Genomic DNA, 2044 nt, shown 5'->3' on the forward strand with positions numbered 1-2044 from the left:
GGTGCTGGAGCAGGCGCCGGCGCGGGAGCCGTGTTGGTTGCCGTTGACTGACCCAGCAGGCCCAACGACGCTGCGCCCAGATTGATGGGGATGTTGATCGGGGCGATGATCTGCGTGCCGGACAGGATGCCGTCCGAGCCGATCGTGGTGTCCGTCGCGCTGGCGGCGGTGGCGCCGAGGGCAAGCAGCCCGCCGGCAAAGAGGGTGCCAAGCAGCCCCCTGCGAGTATTCTTGTGCATTTTGGGTTCTCCTGAAGAGTTGTTGTTGGGCGCTCAAGGCAGCCCGAATGGCCGTTTTCTGCGCGAAGGGCAGAAAGGACCCAACTAGTCAGGGGAAGAACCGGGGTCGAAGGACACCGGTGAAGGAACACGCTGAAGCGGACCGCTGACCGGAACGGCACCAGTCAACGGAACATGTAAGAAGGGATTCGAAAGCCAGGCCGCAGGGCCTGACGGACCAGAGGATGAATGCCCGCTTCCGGATCCTGAACCAGGTGCAGGAGGCAACGCTTCCCGTGCTGGCGTGTCTCCGCCGCCCGGAGGGCCAAGCGAGCCCGCAGAGGCTTGAACGGCCCCAGTAAACGTGTCTACGGCAGTGGCCGCGAGAGCAGGCATACCCCCAAGCTGCGGGCTGGATTCCCCGTTGATGGCGGGATCCGCTGCGGCAGTTCCTAAATCGGCCTGATCCGGCAGGAGCGCCGGCACACTGGAACCCTGTGGAACCGGTGACGTCGAGACGATGGGATCGGTGCCCGGAAGTGGAACAGAGGGGAGCGTGCCGCCTGTAACCATGTCAGTGACGGGTTGGAGGACCGAGTCCAAGGCCGGGACGACATCGCCAACCGCTGGAAGCACGGCTTCCGCCAGTCCTGCCACCGTGGTGTCCACGAGTGACGAAAGAGGTGCGGTAATGGTCGTCACCGTATCCGGGGGAACCATCTGGGTCAGCGCCGGAACGGCCCCTATCAGCTGGTCCGCCAAGCCGGTCAGTCCGCCGCCCAGGATCGGCTGCACCAGCCCGGCTGGTGCCACTGCAGGTGCGGGATCAGGAGCCGGTGCTGCAGCCGGTGCCGGAAGCGGAGTTGGAGCCGTCACAGAGCTTACCCCGCTGCCAAGCGACGTCAGCGTGCCGCCTACGGTGGTACTGGCCGAAGAAACGACCGATCTGGCGGCGCCGAGCAAAGATGTTTGGTCGGCGCTGGGGTCAGCGCTGGCGGCAGGTGCCGAGAACGCCAGCCAAGCCACTGCAGCAGCGCCAGCAATCAGCACGGGCCGGAGTGGCCGGAGCGCGCGCCATGACAATGCTGCTATGAGCATGGGCAACACCCCCTTTCACCGAAAAAATCGACGATCGCCCATAGCTTAGGCTCGTGCGGTGGGGAGCGTCCAGAGTACTTGCCGACCCAGACGCTGGCTACGCGCTCCAGGATCGTGCTGGCCAGCGCCGAGGGACTGACCAACGTGGAGGTCGGCGTCAGGTGCGGAGTCGAACCTCATACCGTGGCGAAGTGGCGGCGCCGTTTTCTGGAGCGCCGGCTGGACGGGCTGGTCGATGATCCCAGGCCCGGCCGTCCTGCCAGCATCACTGCCGATCAGGTAGAGGATGTCGTGGTTGCGACGCTGGAATCGACGCCGAAGAATGCCACGCACTGGTCAAGGGCGAAGATGGCCGAACGGTCGGGACTGTCAAAATCAACGATCGGACGGATCTGGAAGTCTTTCGAACTCAAGCCCCACCGCACCGACGGCTTCAAGCCCTCCGACGATCCCCTGTTCGTGGAGAAGGTCTATGACGTGGTGGGGCCTCTACCTGAACCCGCCGGAATCGGCCGTGGTGCTCAGCGTGGACGAGAAGTCGCAGGTCCAGGCACTGGCCCGGTTCCAGCCGGCGTTCCCCGTGATGCCCGGCATGCCGGAGAAACGCACCCACGACTATGTCAGGCACGGGACCACAACCCTGTTCAGGGCCCTGAACACCGCGGACGGATCCGTGATCTCCAGCCTGCACCGCAAATACCGGGCCACCGAGTTCAGGAAATTCCTCA

Annotated in this window: 1 protein-coding gene and 2 pseudogenes; 2 read left to right on the forward strand and 1 reads right to left on the reverse strand. The window is 64.8% G+C overall.

Translation table 11 applies throughout. From position 1 onward, the window contains the following. Positions 1–239, reverse strand: a 239-nt coding sequence (locus J1902_RS17395; RefSeq protein WP_207617626.1) for a chaplin family protein, incomplete at its 3' end; no start/stop codon positions are given. Between the two features lie 1221 nt (positions 240–1460). Between J1902_RS17395 and J1902_RS19495 the strand changes: the two are divergent. After that, positions 1461–1739: pseudogene (locus J1902_RS19495) on the forward strand (helix-turn-helix domain-containing protein); the annotation flags it as partial. Positions 1740–1788: 49 nt separating this feature from the next. Next, positions 1789–2044, forward strand: a pseudogene (locus J1902_RS19500) (IS630 family transposase); the annotation flags it as partial.

The organism is Arthrobacter cavernae (assembly GCF_017368795.1).
Lineage (GTDB): Bacteria > Actinomycetota > Actinomycetes > Actinomycetales > Micrococcaceae > Arthrobacter > Arthrobacter cavernae.